Origin of the sequence: Pseudomonas sp. efr-133-TYG-103a, assembly GCF_030209235.1 — a bacterium.
GTDB lineage: Bacteria > Pseudomonadota > Gammaproteobacteria > Pseudomonadales > Pseudomonadaceae > Aquipseudomonas.
The window spans coordinates 190,215-206,697 of record NZ_JARVSK010000010.1 but is presented as its reverse complement, the minus strand read 5'-3'; the positions used below and the strand labels follow the sequence as shown (position 1 = coordinate 206,697).

General features: G+C 59.0%; 13 protein-coding genes. 1 reads left to right on the top strand and 12 read right to left on the bottom strand.

All coding sequences use genetic code 11. The features are described 5' to 3' along the window. Nucleotides 1-185: hypothetical protein (locus QRN36_RS08670; protein WP_285423665.1), on the top strand; the 185-nt coding region annotated here is incomplete at its 5' end. Here QRN36_RS08670 and QRN36_RS08665 read toward each other — a convergent pair. The 12 genes from QRN36_RS08665 to QRN36_RS08610 form a co-directional block, all read right to left on the bottom strand. Next, entirely contained in the window at nt 182-2,605 is a 2,424-nt protein-coding gene (locus QRN36_RS08665; RefSeq protein WP_285423677.1) for a TonB-dependent siderophore receptor, read from the bottom strand. The two genes, QRN36_RS08670 and QRN36_RS08665, sit on opposite strands and share 4 nt — an antisense overlap. 168 nt (nt 2,606-2,773) lie before the next feature. After that, on the bottom strand, nt 2,774-3,769 hold the full coding sequence (locus tag QRN36_RS08660) for a FecR domain-containing protein (RefSeq protein ID WP_285423664.1): 996 nt from the start codon (nt 3,767-3,769) through the stop codon (nt 2,774-2,776). A 10-nt stretch (nt 3,770-3,779) separates the two neighbouring features. Then, entirely contained in the window at nt 3,780-4,280 is a 501-nt protein-coding gene (locus QRN36_RS08655; RefSeq protein WP_285423663.1) for a sigma-70 family RNA polymerase sigma factor, read from the bottom strand. A 139-nt stretch (nt 4,281-4,419) separates the two neighbouring features. Then, nucleotides 4,420-4,908, bottom strand: a complete 489-nt coding sequence (locus QRN36_RS08650) for an SRPBCC family protein (protein ID WP_285423662.1) — start codon at nt 4,906-4,908, stop codon at nt 4,420-4,422. A gap of 40 nt (nt 4,909-4,948) precedes the next feature. Further along, nucleotides 4,949-8,401, bottom strand: a complete 3,453-nt coding sequence (locus tag QRN36_RS08645; RefSeq protein ID WP_285423660.1) for a non-ribosomal peptide synthetase — start codon at nt 8,399-8,401, stop codon at nt 4,949-4,951. Next, on the bottom strand, nt 8,398-9,342 hold the full coding sequence (locus QRN36_RS08640; RefSeq protein ID WP_285423659.1) for a diiron oxygenase: 945 nt from the start codon (nt 9,340-9,342) through the stop codon (nt 8,398-8,400). The genes QRN36_RS08645 and QRN36_RS08640 overlap by 4 nt, the downstream gene beginning before the upstream one ends. A 48-nt stretch (nt 9,343-9,390) precedes the next feature. Further along, a complete protein-coding gene (locus QRN36_RS08635; protein ID WP_093467950.1) occupies nt 9,391-10,167 on the bottom strand; it encodes a DUF3050 domain-containing protein in 777 nt (258 codons plus the stop codon). Nucleotides 10,168-10,896: 729 nt separating this feature from the next. Beyond that, the gene (locus tag QRN36_RS08630) at nt 10,897-11,652 is read right to left on the bottom strand and encodes an alpha/beta fold hydrolase (protein WP_285423658.1); all 756 of its coding nucleotides are present in this window, start codon (nt 11,650-11,652) and stop codon (nt 10,897-10,899) included. Nucleotides 11,653-11,824: 172 nt separating this feature from the next. After that, complete coding sequence (locus QRN36_RS08625; RefSeq protein WP_285423657.1) at nt 11,825-12,568, bottom strand: GntR family transcriptional regulator; 744 nt, start codon at nt 12,566-12,568, stop codon at nt 11,825-11,827. A 431-nt stretch (nt 12,569-12,999) separates the two neighbouring features. After that, nucleotides 13,000-14,004 carry an aldo/keto reductase gene (locus tag QRN36_RS08620; protein ID WP_285423656.1) on the bottom strand — a complete coding sequence of 335 codons (1,005 nt, stop codon included), beginning with the start codon at nt 14,002-14,004 and terminating at the stop codon, nt 13,000-13,002. 233 nt (nt 14,005-14,237) lie between these two features. Then, nucleotides 14,238-15,413 carry an MFS transporter gene (locus QRN36_RS08615; RefSeq protein WP_285423655.1) on the bottom strand — a complete coding sequence of 392 codons (1,176 nt, stop codon included), beginning with the start codon at nt 15,411-15,413 and terminating at the stop codon, nt 14,238-14,240. Nucleotides 15,414-15,642: 229 nt separating this feature from the next. Beyond that, nucleotides 15,643-16,464, bottom strand: a complete 822-nt coding sequence (locus QRN36_RS08610) for an ABC transporter substrate-binding protein (RefSeq protein WP_093467964.1) — start codon at nt 16,462-16,464, stop codon at nt 15,643-15,645. Nucleotides 16,465-16,483 lie beyond the last annotated feature (19 nt).

Here is a 16,483-nt window from a genome sequence, read left to right as displayed (position 1 = left end):
TCATCGTCAAGATTAAATTCCAGAACCCCATTTGCGAAAGCAGATGGGGTTTTGTCGTTTCTGGATCAAGAATACGTGTCAATCCGACAAGCGATCAGCACGTTGAAACCGTAGCGTGCAAAGCCGATAAAAAGGCCAGCCCCCGCGCTCGGGAGCTGGCCTTATGCAGCGAGGCGGCGTTTTAGAATTGATAGCTGACGGTCGCGCTAACGTTGCGCTCCTCGCCCACGTAACAGAAGTTCAAGCTTGCACAGGAAGCGATATAGGATTCGTCGGTGAGGTTATTGGCGTTGAGCCGCACATCGACGCCTTTAAGTCCCAACTTACCCAGGTCGTACCCCATCGATGCATCCCAGAGCACGTAGGAGGGCACCTTCATCGTGTTTTCCGCATCGACCCAGCTTGAGCCCACATACCTCAGCCCGCTACCCAGCCGCAGTCCATCAAGGACTCCGCTGCTGAATTTGTAGTCGCCCCAAACCGATGCCATATGCTTGGGGGCCTGCGTGGGCGAATTGCCTTTGTTGTCGGTGTCGCTGACAGTGCTCGGCATCGATTTCGAATAGTCGATGTCGGTTAAGGTGTAGCTGCCCAGTACTTTGAAGTTGTCGGTCAGTTGCATGTGCGCTTCAAGCTCCAGACCTTGAGAGCGGACAGCACCGATCGCGCGGTAGAAGTTTTCCTGAGGGAGCTTGGTTGCCAGGTTTTCCTGATCAATGCGAAACACCGAAGCGGTGAACAGATTGTCGGTACCGGGCGGCTGATACTTGATACCCGCTTCCCACTGCTTGCCGTCCGTAGGGGCCAGAGGGTTGCCGGCGCTGTCGGAGTAAGAGTTCGGGTTGAAGGATTCCGAATAGCTCAGGTAGGGCGCGATGCCATTGTCGAACAGGTAAAGCACGCCAGCGCGGCCAGTGGTCTTGGTGCGCTTGTCGTTGATTTCTGTTCCTTGCGGGCGACCGGCTTCACCGATCCGATTCTCGTCAGAGGTTTCGACCCAGTCATGGCGCAGCCCCAGGGAAAAGCGCCACTTATCCCATTCGATCAGATCCTGTGCATACGCTCCCGTCTGTTCAAGGCGGCGTAGATAACTGGTCGGATCGAAATAGGTAATCTGCGAATCGCGATACGCCGGATTGAAGGCATTGATCGGCTCCAGTGAGCCGCTCTGCCAATCGACCACAGTCTTGCGGCGTTGATAATCCGCGCCGAACAGCGCTGTGTGTTTCGCCGAACCGGTGAAGAACTCGGCCTGCAGCATGTTATCGACGATGTATGAATGCAGGTGTTCATTAGCGCCTGAGTAGTATCGATTGAGTTCGTTGCTGGTCGGCGTGGTCCAGCCATAGCTGTAGACCTGATCCAGACTTACCTTCGAATCCAGGTAGCGGAAGTTTTGCCGCGCAGTGAAGACATCATTAAATCGGTGTTCAAACTGATAGCCGACGGACTGCTGGTCGCGGCTATACCCATCGACACCAGGTTCACCTTCGAAGAAGTGCTCGGAGATGCGCTGACCGTTGCGCTGATGCAGTAAACCGTCTGCCGGGTTGCCGCCGTGGTAGCCACCCTCAGGGTCGTGCTGCAGATAGGCTTGGAGGGTCAACGACGTGTCTTCGGTGAAATCGATGCTCAACGTCGGAGCGAGCGCGTAGCGTTTTTCCTTTGTGTGGTCGAACTGCGTGTCAGATTTATCTGTCAGCCCTACCAATCGGTAAGCCACGCGCTTGTCCTCATCAAGTGGTCCGCTGAAATCGAAACCGACGCCGCTCTGATTGTTCGAGCCTATGGTTGCCTGAATCTGATGATGGGGCTCGTAGAGAGGCTTCTTGCTGGTCAGGGCCACCAGCCCGCCCGGCGAGCTGCGGCCGTAAAGGACCGAAGACGGGCCTTTAAGGATGTCGACGCGCTCGAGAAAATAGGGATCGACCTGCATCGTGCTGTATGTGCCGCTGTCGCCCATGGACTTCAGGCCGTCGAGGTAGATGTTGTCAACCGAGCCGTCGTTGAAGCCGCGCATCGCTACGTAGTCGTAACGATGGGTTGCGCCGTATGGATTGGTCAGTACACCGGGCGTGTAACGCATTGCCTGAGCCACCGTCTGCGAGCCTTGGTCATTCATTTGTTCGCGGGTGACGACCGACACGGATTGAGAAGTCTCCAGAAGCGCTGTGCTGGTTTTAGTGGCGATCTGACTGTGGGTTGCGTTGTAGCCCTCCATGCTTCCCAGTGCGTTACCCAGCGCGAACCCGCGCACATCGGTGCTGGGCAACGACATGGCTTCGCCCTCAGCTCGATGCAACACATAACTGCTGCCGTCCTGGCTCACAGCCTGCAAGCCACTGCTGCCAAGCAGAATGGCCAAAGCCTGATCGACCGAGTAGCTGCCCTGCAGACCCGGAGAATGTGCGCCGGATGTCTGATCAGGGGTGGCCGAGAGCGTGATGCCAGCCTGGCGCGCGAACTGGTTGAGCGCCTCGTTCAGCGGTCCGGCCGGGATCGAATAGCTGCGCGCCGGACGCAAGACTGGCGCTGATTCCTCGGCCAGCGCATGAAGGGGCAGTACGCAGGTGGTCAACGTGGTCGAGAGCAACGCGGCGCGCATGGCGGTATGCAGCGCGGAGGGTTTGACGTTGGCGTGGCAAGCATTGTGGGTATGTAGGCGCTGCGGTGTACGTTGAAGCCGGGTCATTGCGCGATTCCGTTCAAGTCGGTGAAGAGGAGGGTGCTGATCTCTAAGCCGAACCGGGGAGCGAAACCCGCCAAAATATTTTTATGCATTGCGCTGCAGCGTGACCCACCACCGAGTGCGGTATTGCAGACGGACAGGCAGCGTCTGTGGGAGGACCGCCAGCAGCTTGTCGGTGTCTTCGAGCCGGAACACGCCAGACAACCGCAGCCCGGCGATATCCTGATCGCAGGCCAGGTGTCCACGGCGATAGCGCGAGACCTCGGCCAGAAAATCGCCCAGACGCATATCTCGGGTCACGATCAATCCATCGGCCCAGGCACCTGGTTCCATGTCCAGATGAGGCAGCGCATCGGCACGCTGCTCTGTCAGCGAATAGCTTTCTCCGGCTTGAACTGTGATCGCAGAAGCCCCGGGCGACCGAAGAAGCACACGCCCGTCGATCACGCTCACGCGTGTGTGGTCCGATTCCTGCCGCACGACAAAGCGCCCTGACTGGCCTTCGAGCACGCCATGCTGACAGCTGACCAGAAGCGGGCCGGGCGCAGGATGTTGTGCGCCGATTGCACAGGTGACGAGGATTTCGCCCTTGGTCAGCTGGATAAGCCGTCGCGTCGCGCTGAAGTCCTGATTCACGGCGCTATCGGTATTCAACTGCAGCCGGCTGCCGTCGGCCAGTTGGAAAATGCTGCGCTGGCCGATCTGTGTTGCGAAATCGGCTGTCCATTGCTGCCATGGCGTCACATCGCGCGCGACCCAAGCGCTTGAGCCTGCGACCAGTAACCCGGTAAGCAGCTTCATTGCCTGCCGACGGCCCATGCGCTGCGCGCTGTTTTCCAGTGCCTCGAACGCGACGCCGCCCGAAGGCAGCGCCTGAAAACGGTGCTTGAGGTCGACGTTGAGCGACAGCACGCGCTGCCAGGCACATTCATGGTCGGGATGCGCGCCGCGCCATTGTTCACAGCGCTGAATCACCCGGGCACTCGCGGCTTGATTGTTCAGGCGCAGCATCCATTCGATGGCCTGGCGAACAACGGCGGCAGAGGGCTGGCGATTATCCCGCGCGGGAGAAGGATTCATTGATCACGACTCACGATGCGTAACGCAGCAGATAACAGTGGTACAGGGCATCGGCGACGTAGCGCTCGACCGAACGTAGTGAAATACCCATCTGTTCGGCGATTTGTTGGTGCGTCAGCCCTTCACACTGAGCCAGCAGAAAGGCACGACGTACCTTGGGTTTGAGGCCGTCGAGCATTCTGGCGATGCTTTCCAGCAGCTCGAACACCAGCTCGCGCGATTCGGGCGACGGCGTTTCGTGCGCGGGAATGTTGGCCAGCGCTTCGAGATAAGCGCGCTCCAGCTCTTCCCGACGCCAGTGATCGATCACAAGGCCGCGCGCGACGGTGCGCAAAAATGCACGCGGTGTCTTCAGCTCGAGCAGCTCGCTGCGAGTGAGCAGACGCAGGAAGGTGTCCTGTGCCAGATCCGCCGCATCGGCGGCGTTACCGAGCTTGCTGCGCAGCCAGCCGTTGAGCCAGCCGTGGTGATCGCTATACAAAGTGCGCAGCGTTGCGTCGTGAGAAAGCATGAAGCTGCGCCGTCCCAGCGCCATTCAAATGATAATTAGTCGCATTGTGGGAAGCGCCGTCATATTTTGCAACTGTCTATCCAAACGCCAAGGCCCCGCCCGGCGCAAAGCCGGGCGGGGCAATCAGCCAGCGGGTTGATCACTCAAAGATTTTTTTGACGTTGCCCATGGCGTCATCAGCAAAACCCTGCAAGAAGCTCTGGAACTCAGCAGCGCTTGCAGGGTTGCCCTCGGCAGGCTCGGCGATGATTGTCCAGGTCGCTTTGCAGCTGAGGTCTGCCACGGGAACGACCGTCATCGACGCCCACAGATGGCGGACACCCAGGTTGTTATGGATCGTCGTCCAGGTCATCGAAAACGCGCGGTCGTCGCGCGAGTTCAGCTGCTCGACCACTTCCAGGCCACCCTCTTTGAATATCTTGTGACGTACAGATCCAACGCCTTCGCCGATCACGCTAATGCTGGCCAGCGCCGGGATGAATTTCTCGAAACCGCCGAAATCGCCAACGACCTTCCACACATCAGCGGCGGACGCTGCCACTTGCACGGATGAAATCACCGGCGTGCCGTTCGGGTTGGTGATGAGCGTGTCGGGCTTGAGGTCGCTGGATGTATTGATTGCGTTCATGTCGTTCTCCATTGCGTGAGTAGGTGTTGCGGTGGAAGGGTCAGATGAAGTCGATTTCTTTCAGGTAATCGCACCCCTTGCGCAGCAGTGCCGGGGTTTTCTGGGGATAGCGCTCGCCCATGCGCTGAACGCCCGCCTCAGCGTTCTGATAGGCGATCATCGAGATGTCTCCGATGTCCTCCTCAAAGCCGTCGAGGTAGAAACCCAGCACGCCAAACAGCGCGTTGTGGCTATCGACGCGGTTCAACTGCGTCTGCCAGTGCGCAACGCTGACCATTTCGAATTCACTGCCGGCTTCTCGAAATGCGCTGACGTAGCTGTTCCAGCTCAGAGGTTCTGGGTTATGCAGGTTGAACACCGCGCGGGTCGGCTGATAACGGCTGCTGTGGAAACCGATGAACCGGGCAAGGAAATCCACCGGCATCAGGTCGAAGGTCATCGAGAACTCCGGCACCTGACCCAGTTGCATCGAGCCTTTGAGCATCAGCATCAAACGGTTCTTGTGTGGCTGACAGACGCCAGTGACGCTGTTGAAAGCGATGTTGCCGGGGCGGTAGATGTTCACCCATGCGCCTTGCTCGCGAGCGTGTTGCAGAATCCGCTCGGCCACCCATTTGGAGAGGTTATAGCCATTTTTGATGTAGATCGGCGGCGTCTCGGCGGCCGGCGCCTCCAGCACATTGCCCGCGCTGTCGACGGCGCTGGAAGCTGAAAGGGTCGAGACGAAATTGAACACCTTTTTACTGCGTCCCTCGCACAGCCGAAGGCACTCGAAGATGGGCGCAACATTGTCTCTGGCCAGCGTCTCGTAGTCCTGCACGTGGTTCACGTTGGCAGCGTTGTGGACCAGCGCGCCGAATTCGCGATCCAGTCGTTCATACACTTCGTCACTGAGCCCCATCTGCGGGCGGGTGATGTCGGCCGCATAAACGCGCACCCGGGACAGATCCAGATGCTCCAGGCGGTTCTCGCGCAGGGATTGCACGAAGCGATCCTGCGCCGTCATTGCGCCGCTTTCGCGCACCAGACACGCCACTTCCGTCGCGCCCCACGCCAGCAATGCTTCGACGATGTGAACACCCAGAAAACCGTTTGCCCCGGTGACGATGACTTTGTGAACATCCCCCAGCCTGTCGACCGGCAACACGGCAATCTCGACCGGTGAGTTGGCGTCTTTGATGGCCTGCGGACTGACTGTCCACGCTGACGAGCCATCGCTGTCGAGCAGCGACGCCAGATTCACCAGGGTCGGCGCTTCAATGAAGCGGTTGATCGGAATGCTGCGTCCGAAGTGCTCACGAATCCCGAGCAGCATTTGCGAGAGCAGGATCGAGTGGCCACCGAGGTTGAAGAAGCTCTCGTCGGTTGAAATATCACCGGGCGGCAGTTCCAGCAGATCTGCCCAGAGCGTCAACAACAGCCGCTCATTCTCGCTTTCAGGCTGACGAAGCGGCGCTCGTTCGAGCATGTTGACCGGCAGCTGCAAAAGCGCTTTACGATCGATCTTGCCGTTGTTGGCAAATGGCATTTTCGCCAGTTCCGTATAAGCCGCAGGACGCATGTAGTCAGGCAAGAGGCGTTCGACATGGGCCTTGAGCAACGGGCGTGCAGCGTCGGGCTCGACACCGTGCGGCTGCGCAACAAACGCCAGAATCCGTCGCTGCTCATCGACCACCACGGCCACCTGCCGATACAGCTGACTGTCGCGCAGGCAATGCTCGATTTCCTCGGGCTCGACCCGGAATCCGCGAATCTTCACCTGATTGTCCCGGCGCCCGGACAGCTCGATCCCCTCGGTTGTCCATTTTCCGATGTCCCCGGTGCGATAAGCGCGCAGGCTCTGCTCGCCGCCCACGTCGATCTGCACGTAGCGCTCTTCGGTCAGCGCTGGATTGTGGATGTAGCCCAGGCACACGCCAGGCCCGACGATGTAGAGCTCGCCCGAGCTGTGATCGGCAACCGGTTGCAGCTGCTCGTCCAGGATCAGCACCTGACTGTTGGCGATGGGACGGCCCAGATTGCGGTTACTGCTGCCCGGCTGGAATTGTCCGGCAGTGATCAGCACCGTGGCCTCGGTGGGGCCGTAGAGGTTGTGGAATTGGCACTGCGCGGCCAGACGATCGATCACAAATGGCTCGCAGACATCGCCGCCGGTGCAGAGGTGTTCAAGCTTGAGCGGCCGGTCGGTCGGCAGAATGCTCAGTAGCGCGGGGGGCAGAAACGCATGGCTGAGGTGCTGATCCAGCAACTCGACCAATTGCAGCGGATCGCGGCGCTGGTCTTCGCTGGCGACTACCAGTTCGGCGCCGCTGAGCAGGGTCGGGAAAATGTCGATCACCGACGAGTCGAAACTCAGCGTCGAGAACTGCAGCACGCGGCTGTGCTCGGACAGACCGACATAGTCCGCGTACCAGGCCGTGAAGTGGCTGAGATTGCGTTGACTGAGCATGACCCCCTTCGGATGGCCCGTTGTGCCGGAGGTGTATAACGCCATGCAAGGCGCGTCGCTTTCCGGATGCCGTTGCATCAGCGACTGAGGCGTCGGGGTGGCATCGATGTCACTGATGTCCAGCCCCGGCAGGCATTGACCGGCCAGCGGATGTTGCCCGTCGTGCAGCAGCAGGCAGGCCCCTGAGTTGTCCAGAATGTACTGCTGGCGCTGCAGCGGCTGGCTGGGATCGAGCGGAAGATAAACGGCGCCGCTTCCGAGAATGGCGAGAATCCCCGCAAACAGCGCGGTAGATTTCGGCAGGCAGATCCCGATCACCGGCGGTTCGCCAACGGACGACGTGATCAACGTCTGCATGCGCTTCTGGATCGCGACACTGTGCGCGCGCAGGCGGTCGTAGCTGATGCGCTCACCGTCGACGGTCAGCGCGATTCGGCCGCCGAAACGGCTGAAGCTGTTGTCCAGCCGCGTGACCAGAGGCTGCTGCGCAACGCTGAGCAAATGCGGCTGCGCGGTGTGATTGAAGCGATGCTCGAATGCCAGCCGGTCAAGCCGTTGCAGGCTTTCCTGCCATTCACTGTGAGGTGGCTCGACGCGCGCCAGGCGGGTGAAGTGTTCAGGATCCCGAGAAAAGCGGCTGACCAGTAACGCCACGGTTTCAATCAGCCTTGCCGTGGCCGCGTCGGCCAGCATGCGACCATTGCCTGACGATTGAGGCGCCACAGGCTCGCGGACGATCAATCGTTGTGCGGTTGCCGAACCTGCCCAGCACAGCAACTCAAGACACGGCAGACCGGGTTGAAGACCGGCTGTCACGCCGACTCGCAGTCCCAGATGAACGTCCGATCCGATCGCTTTGATGACGGCGTCCGCAGCGTCGAGGGTGCCGTCCTCGATAACGATCGAAGCCTGGCGCAACGGGGTCTGTTCCAGTGGGTGGATGTCGTTCAGCAGGTGAATGAGATGCCCGTGGGCATCCAGTTCTTCGCTCAGTTCGGCCAAGGCGCGGCTGCGGCCAATGAGGACGATCTCGAGGCGTTTCATTGCACGCCTCCTGCCGGCAGATAGTCGGCCAGAGCGTGTTGCACGCAAGCGGATTCAAGCATCGAGCTGGTTCTGAAAAACCGCACGATGTTACCCACCAACGGGTGGTGGCGATTGATCGGGAAACTCATCGCCTGGGTTTCGTCCTTCAGCGCCTGTTTGATCGTCTCCTCAATGGGCAAGCTGTCGATCAGCACGAAATCGAAGGACTTTTGAATGTCGTTGGTCAGATATTGAGCAATGAATACCGGCATGATCTGCGCGATGGTCTGCTTGTCCTGCTCAGGCGCGGCGTGCCAGTAGATGCGGACCAGCCGGGCCCAGAAGCCTGAGTGGCGACCCTCATCGAGCAAGTGATCGGCCATCAGGCCTTTGATCGATTGCTTTACCGTGTCGTCCTTGGCGAACGCGGCGACATCATTGGTCACCGTATTTTCGGCAATGGCAACGCAGATCAGCTCCACGGCGCTGCGCAAGTGGTCCGGCGCCAGATCGAGCGCTGCGGGAATGGCTCGGCTGAGCTCGATTTCCAGCGGCAACTGAATCGGCTGGATACCGGTCAGTGCGATGGTCTGCTGCATGAAGTCCATGGCAACCAGCGCGTGATAGTCCTCGTCCACCACCACCGTCATTGCGTCATAGCGGCAGGCGAAGGGAAAACGGATCGCGAAGTTGTCCTTGGCGATACTGCGCGCAGTTCTGTCGACGATTTCCGTCTCGAAAATCACCACGTCGTTGATGAACTTGTACAGGCTCTGAACCAGTGCGAAATCGCGCAGTTGAGGGCATTCACGGGTGAACGTTTCGCTGAGCACCAGCGGCTGGCGGCTCAGCGGGTAGATGAGTTTTTCATCATTTTCGACGATGCGGCGCGGGCGAGTGCGGATCGTTGCACGGCCTTCCCAGGCATCGACGAAGGACAGGTAGTCTTCGGCTTTCATGATGTCATCCTTGTGTGGAGAACGAAGGGAACTGACGCAGCGAGAGGGTCATGCGCTGACCTCCCGCGCCGGCTCGCGCATGCTCACGCGCAGCGCGTCCCACAAGGCCAGGCGGCTTTCCACTGCAGTGATGGCGGCGTCGTAGACCTCAAGCTCGCGCTGCGCGTCACCGTCCACCAACCGGTCCAGCAGGGACTCGGCGGCAGGGCCGTGATCTTCGGAATCCACCTCGATATGGCGTTCCAGGTAATAGCGAAAGGTTGGTGCCTGATTGGCGGTAATGCCCCAGTCGTCGAGAATGCTCTGAAACATCTGTGGGATAACGCTCTCGCGCCCATGCAGAAAAGCAGCCGCCACTTTGTGGGCAGGCGCGTTGAGTGCGATGTCGAGCGTGTCCTTCACGAAGCGGGAGGCCGCTCGGTTGGCGCCCACGCTGTCCAGCGCCGTTTCGTAATGCACGCCCTCTTGTTGCAGCGCCACGAAACGCTCGACCCGTGCTGTGCTGGCGCCGACTTCTCGCATGGCGTCCAGGTACAGCTCGAAATGACTGTAATGGCCATGATCCAGTCGGTCGTCGGACTCCTCGCCCAGCACGATCTCGTTGATCAGCCGTGCGGCTTTCGGATCCTTGGGTGGAAGCCAGGGCAACTGCGTGCAACTGAGCTCCTGCTGCAAGCGTTTGGTCAGCGACATGAAATCCCAGACGGCGAAAACGTGTGCCTCCATAAACCGTCTTAGAACATCCAATGAATCGATTTCGGAAAATATCGGGTGCGAGCTTAGTTCCGATTTCTTGCGCGATAGAAGTTGCTTTTGTTCGTTCATGTTGACGTCCTTGATAGTATAAATATGCCTCGCGTCGGCCATTGTTTTTGCCATGTCATTCAATGTTCGAGTCATGCGGTTAATACGGTGCATGATTGACTGAACATAAACTTTCGGCGAGCCGGGGCCGCGAACACTTACTTCGTGAATGGTTGGTGCTACAGCTTGGAAGCCCTTGTTTTACAGGCGTTGGCGCTCTTCGGTATGCGGGGCCGGATAAAAGGTCCGCAGGTTTGCAGGGCGACGAGAAAACGTTAATGCACTTTCAAATAAGTCTGCAAACACTTTTTCACACTATTTTTAATAACCCTAATTCACGCATGAAGTGGGCTGATAAAACTTTAATAAAAAGTTTTATTGGGTCGAGCGCCGCCCTTCCAACTTATTAGAGTCAGAATGGAAATAATGAACGAATACCTCGTTCAGAGCTGCGCTTTTACTGAACAATCGGATTAGGGATTTTTTTGGTCTGGGCAACGTGAAGGGCATCCTCCATCGTCCCGCCCAATGCATTGCTCCTTTTCGCAGCTCCATGACGAACGCGTTTGCGGAAACCGACTGCAGACCGGTCCACCGCTCGAGTTTGCCTGAAAGACGAGAGCGCGCCGCATGGCGGCGCGCAGAAATCATTGAGTGGGAAATTCAGGATGTGGAGAAGCGAGCTTCATGAACAGGAGGCTTGCCGGGAAGGAGGGTGAACCGCTGCAGTCGCAGGCCGGCCCGGAATTGTCAGTTGCTGAGCAATCCCAGGTGGGTATTGATGATGTGAAGGAGCCGGTTACGTTGGGATTTGAAGAAGTCATTGGTGCCGGGCAGTTCGATCAGCTCGAACTCGCGACGGGTGAAGCTGCGCCAGTTCATCATGCTGGCGGCGGTGTCGATGTTGTCGTCGCTGCCATAAAGGGCCGTCAGCGGAATGTCCAGGTCCTCGTCAGGGCAACGGGACCAAAGCTCCGCGAGTTTCAGATCGTTGCGCACCACTGGCTCGAACAATGCCATCAGCCGTTTGTCCTGAAGGGTCGTCTGCGGCAGCAGCCCGAGTTTGATCAGTGCCTGGATGAAATCATCCTTGGGCAGCGTATGCAGATAGGGCGACGGCTGCTGGCTGTCCGGGCTGCGGCATCCGGCGATAAAGAGGTGGCGCGTCATGTTCGGGTATTGAGCCTGCGCCAGCCTCGCCATTTCATAGGCGACCCTTGCGCCAAAGCTTTGCCCATAAAACGCATGCGGCTCATTCAGATAGGGTTTCAGAGCTAGGAAAGTGTCCTCGATCAATGGCGCCCATTGATCGTAGGGCGTTTCCTTGCGACGGCTGCCATGCCCAGGCAGGCGCAGTGTGACCAGTTCGATGTGATCGGCGAGGCTGTTCGACCAGTCCCGAAACTGCTCTGGATCGCCGCCGGCGCGGGGAAAGCAGATCAGGCGCGTCCTGACAGGTTGTCCGGAATTGACCACCATCAACCATTTGTTCTTTACGGCGTACACAAGGCTTCCCCAACCTGCCGGGCAGGCTTTTTGAGTGGGGCCGGGTCCTTCGGCGCGAGCGCCGACCAGCAGCGCTCGGTATCCCCGTGCCTCATGCGGTCAGGCGGGCTGACCGCAAGCAGGGGAGCGATAGAGGGAGGGTAAGCAGTCGCCGCTCACTCCCGTTGAACCCTCACTGAGCGAGGGCGCGCTTCCTTGACGCCGTGGCGGGTCTGGCGACTTCCGCTGGACGGTCTTTGAGATAGGTGTTGATCGCTTCCACACCGCGATTGAGGTGATGAGTCAGGGCGTCGACGGTTGCAGCCACATCGCCTGATTCAGCCAGCTGAAGCAGATCCAGGTGGTCATGCTGAGACAACTTGCCCAGATTCATGTACTTGAGATTGAAGCGCAGAAAACGCTCCTCCTCGTTCAAGCCGTCTTCGACGAGCTTGAGCAGCCTTTTATTCGTAGCGCGCGAGTACAGCGTCATGTGAAACAGGCGATTGAACGTGCCCATTTTCGTGTAGTCGGTTTCGGTTTCGAGCTGTTCGATGTACTCACGAGCCTTGCCGATGTCCTCTGCGGTGAGCAACGGAATCGATTGGCGCAACGCCTCTGACTCCAGCAGGATGCGCAGGGCGTAGGCGTCGGTCGCGTCTTCGTTGATCAGCGGCGCGACCACGGCACCTTTGTGGGTTTCTACCCGCAGCAGCGATTGCGCTTCGAGCTGGCGCAATGCTTCGCGCACGGGCATGCGGCTGACCCCGAACAGCGTCGCCAGTTCTTGCTGACGCAGCGCGATACCCGCTGGAAGACGGCCATCGAGAATTGCGCTGCGCAGCTTCTCCTCAATGACAGCTCGTGCCAGATGAGCAGGCGGCTGTTCGTCGCCCAGCGTTTCCCGCAGAAATTGTTCTTTCTCAGTCCTGCGCATCGACTAATTCTTCTTCCATTGATCAGGCTTTGGATCCAATAGAACACTAGATTCCTCAGCGAGCGTTGTCAAACCTTGAAACAGGTTTACTGGCCCGTCGGGCGCGGCATTCTACAAGGCTTTCTGGCAGTCATGTGCGTGCGTTGTTTCCTCTCGGGAAAACCATCGCGCGACGGAAAACAGGCGCCAATGCGTTGATTATCAACGCTTGCACGCACAGCCAATCAAAGTCATTGAATCGCAAGCCAATGATCGCCAGATGCCAGTATTCTCGCTTTATTGGTGGGCTTTCAGCGAGTACCTCTGGTCGATCCTTGACCAGCTGGAAGAATGAGTGGGAGCAGAAGTTGTGGCAGGCGTTCAGGCAAGACCGGCGGCAGGTTGGGAATGGGCTGCCGCCGGTAAGTCGCAGGCTGTCGGGCGTGGCCGGGTTACACGTATCGGCCGGTGACGAAGTGCTGAACATCATTGAAGCCTGGCGTCGAGGCGTGGCCCGGTGTCACCAGCGAATCGATGAACGCCTCGTCCTCAGCCGTGATGTTCACCGACAGGGCCTTGGTGTAGCTGTCCCATTGATCTTCGGTGCGTGGCCCGACGATAGCCGACGTCACTGCTTGATTGTTCAGAACCCAAGCGATGGCGAATTCGACCAGACCGACGCCTTTGTCTTTGGTGTAAGCCTGCAGTTTCTGCGCGATGTGCAGCGACTCCTGGCGCCATTCGGTTTCAAGTATGCGCTTGTCCTGACGCCCGGCGCGGGTGCTGCTGTCGGGCGTTACGTCGGGCGCATATTTGCCGCTGAGCACGCCACGTGCCAGCGGGCTGTAAGGCACTACGCCCAGACCGTAGAACTTGGCGGCAGTGATCTGCTCAAGCTCGGCCTGGCGGTTGACGATGTTGTACAGCGGCTGGCTGATCACCGGTTTGTCGACACCCAGACGCTGGGCGACGTTGACCACTTCGGCGATGCGCCAGCCACGGAAGTTGGACACGCCCCAGTAGCGAATCTTGCCTTCGCGGATCAAGTCGCCGATCGCCGAAACGGTCACTTCCAACGGCGTGCTGTGGTCTTCCTTGTGCAGGTAATGAATGTCGATGTAATCGGTATCGAGCCGGCGCAGGCTTGACTCGATCTCGTTGAAGATGTGCTTGCGGTTGAGCCCGCTGGTGTTGGGAGCCGTGTTGCCTGAGCTGCTGCCGACCTTGGTGGCCAAGACCCATTCACTGCGACGTTTGGCGATGGCTTCGCCGACGATTTCTTCCGAGCGTCCGGCGTTATAGACGTTGGCCGTGTCGATGAAGTTGACGCCCTGATCCCATGCCTTGTCGATGATGCGCAGGGATTCTTCAGTGCTCGTCTGCACGCCGAACATCATGGAGCCCAGCGTCAGCGTCGATACCTTGAGGCCGGATTGGCCAAGAATGCGGTGATTCATTGCTCGATATCCTTTTCGTCAGGAAGTGGAAATCAGGACAGTCTGGGTCAGGCTCGCAAGAGGTCTTGTAAAGGCCATTCAGACCGACAGCTCTGGGCCGGACATACTCGCCTGTTTGTGACGGATTTGAAAAGTGACAATTTTGCTCCGATCCGATCGTGCAGGGGCGTGGCTTGTCCCGCGAGCATCGGTTCTACAACGACGTTGTCGCCGATCCCGGAGACGCCGCGCTCCTACAAGTGAGTCGCTGGCCTTGCGTTGCGCCCCGCCAGAAAACACAGCGTTCCGCCGACCGCCGTGAGGCACGCGAGCACATAAAACATCGTCGGCGCGGGCGCGTTGATTAATAAGTAACCACAAATGACCGGGCTCATGGCGCCCCCGAAGGCGGCCAGGTTTTGCGCGCCGAGATAGCTGCCGCGCAGATGCTCAGGCGCGATGGTGTCGACAAACAGATATTCGGCCGGGTAGATGATCATTTCCCCCAGCGTGAACACGAACATTGCCACGCACCAGGCGAGGATCGTGTGGGCGAAGCTGAAGCCGATCAGGCCGATGGCGAACAGCGCCGTGCCCAGGCAGATCCAGTAGGGCAACTGCTCGCGCTTGAGGAAGCGACCGATCTGATACTGCATCAGGATGACGGTCACTGCGTTGCAGGCCAGTACCGCCGAGAGGATCTTGAGCGCCTGCTCCGGGGTGTGAGTGACCAGCAGGAACTGCGACAGATAGAGCGTGTAACGCCCATGCACAATCGTGCTGAGCAAGCTGCCGCCGGTGAACAGAATCAGCGTGCGATCGTTTTTCAACGTGATGAGCGTATCGACGAAGCTGCGCGGCGGGTTCTCCCGATTCCCGGTGGTGGGCGGGATGCCGATCATGAGAAAGACGCTGACGAATGCAATGGCGCTGGCGATCAGGAACGGTGCCAGCGGCAATTGCCCGGCGATCACGACGCCGAGCATCGGGCCTGTCGCATAGCCGATATTGGTGAGCGTGTATCGCAGCGAAAACACCTTGGCCCGTTGGCCGATGGGCAAATTCTCGCTGATGATCGCTTTGGAGCCGATCAGAAACAGCGCTGAAGCGGTTTCAGTAATGACCAGCGTCAATGTGGTGAGGTAGACATCGTGGGCGAAGGTCAGCAGCGTGAACCCGACCGAGCTTGAGAGCATGGCGAGGATCAGCAGTTTGCGCTTTTCGAGCCGATCAATGATGTAGCCGCCATACAGCCCGAGCAGCGTCGCGAGGAACACCGCCACGCCCATCAGCAGCCCGACGTCCTGCTGATTCAGGCCGAGCCGGGTACTAAGAAACAGCGTCAGCAGAGGGCTGGTCATCGCCCGGCTCATGACGATCGTGAGCGAGCAGACCATCAGCCGGCGAATGACGAGGGAGTAGGTGGCCACTGTTGTTCCTATGTCCTTGTCCAAACCTTGGCACGACAGGCGACGCATGCCTCAGCGGCTCGGCTGATTGTCGGCGGCCTGGAGGCTGGCGCGGCCTTGAAGGCGCAGGCCTGCTCACGATCGCAATGGGTCAGATACGCAGGGGTTAAATGACACCACGCCATCGCGGGCAAGCGTGCTTCTACCGGCATCGTCGTGCGAAATCGTCCATGTGGGCTCGCGGCGTTGCTTACTTGCCCTGATTCATCTCGATCTTGCTCACGGCGCCGTGCTCAAGATCCCACTTCTTCAGGATCTTGCCGTAGGTGCCGTCGTCAACCATTGACTGCATCGCTTCGGCGATGGCTTTGGCCAGTTCCGGATTGGACTTGCTGACGCCAAGCCCGGTGAACTGTTTGGATATCGCCACGCCGAGCGGCTTGTACGTGTCCTTCTCCTGAGACATGAGGTACGGAAGGGTTTCGCTGCCTTGCATGGCCGCATCCAGACGACCCTGACGCAGCTGCGCGCGGGCGTCGGCCGAACCTTCCGAACCGCTGACGACGATGGCTGGCTTGCCCTTCGCTTCGCAGTTCTCCTTGCTCCACGCGGCAATCTCCGCCGGCCATGTGGTGCGACGGCTGGTCCCGACTTTCTTGCCACACAGGTCTTCAGGCTGGTTCAGCTCGGTATTTTTGGTCAGCGTGTAAAGCTGCGGGCCGCTGGTGAAATAGTCGATGAAGGTCACCGACTTCTGACGCTCGGCAGTGTCGGTCATGCCCGACAGAATGATGTCGAAACGTTTGGTGACCAGACCGCTGACCATCTGCTCGAACGCGGTTTCCTGCCACGTGACTTTCACGCCCAGGCGCTCGGCGAGGGCGTTGCCCAGATCGACGTCCAGACCGGTCAGCGTGTTGGTGCTGGTGTCCTTGAAATCCATCGGCGGGTAGTTCGGCACGATAGCGGCGGTGATTTCGCCTTTGTCCTTGATGCTGGCCGGCACTTGCGCGAATGCGGAAGTGGAGGCCATCAGGCCGAGGAGCAGGGAGGGGATGATGATCTTTTTCATGGTCGTTCTCGTTTGTTCT